Annotated in this window: 1 protein-coding gene; it reads left to right on the top strand. The window is 69.0% G+C overall.

Annotation, left to right across the window (positions count from 1 at the left end; genetic code table 11):
* Positions 1 to 674, top strand: a 674-nt coding sequence (locus tag I55_RS30615; RefSeq protein WP_376739216.1) for a cache domain-containing protein, incomplete at both ends; no start/stop codon positions are given.

Here is a 674-nt window from a genome sequence, read left to right on the forward strand (position 1 = left end):
TGGAGATCTATGCCAACAGCCTGGACAACGCGATCGAGCGCTTCGACTACCTGCCGTCCGTCGCCGCCCGCGACCCGGCCGTGTCGGCGCTTGCGGCGGGCCAGGCGGATCCGGCGGCGGTGGACCGGGTGAACCGCTATCTGGAAGCGGTGAACGCCAGCGCCGGCTCCGCCGTCCTCTACCTCATGGACGCCACCGGCCGCACCGTGGCCGCCAGCAACTGGAACCGGTCGGACAGCTACCTCGGCATCGATTTCTCCTACCGGCCATATTTCCTGGATGCCCGCGACCGGGGCCTGGGCCGCTTCTATGGTGTGGGCACGGTGACCCGCCTGCCGGGCTATTTCATCGCCGCCCCGGTGGAGCATGACGGCCGGCGGGTGGGCGTGCTGGCCGTCAAGATCGTGCTGGACGCGCTGGAGGATGGCTGGCGCACCTCCCATGACGCGGTGATGGTGGCCGACCGCTTCGGCATCGTTTTCCTGGCGTCCAAGCCGGAATGGAAGTTCCACGCCCGCCGGCCGCTGGACGACGACACCCTGAAATACCTGGAGGAAACGCGGGAGTATGTGGGGCTGGAGCACCCGCCCCTGGTCCTGCCCCGCTCCTTGCAGACGCATCCCGCCCTGCTGGTGGAACGGGGGCTCGGGCGCTATGGCTGGACCATCGCGCTG

The sequence above is a fragment of the Azospirillum sp. B4 genome (assembly GCF_000333275.1).
GTDB lineage: Bacteria > Pseudomonadota > Alphaproteobacteria > Azospirillales > Azospirillaceae > Nitrospirillum.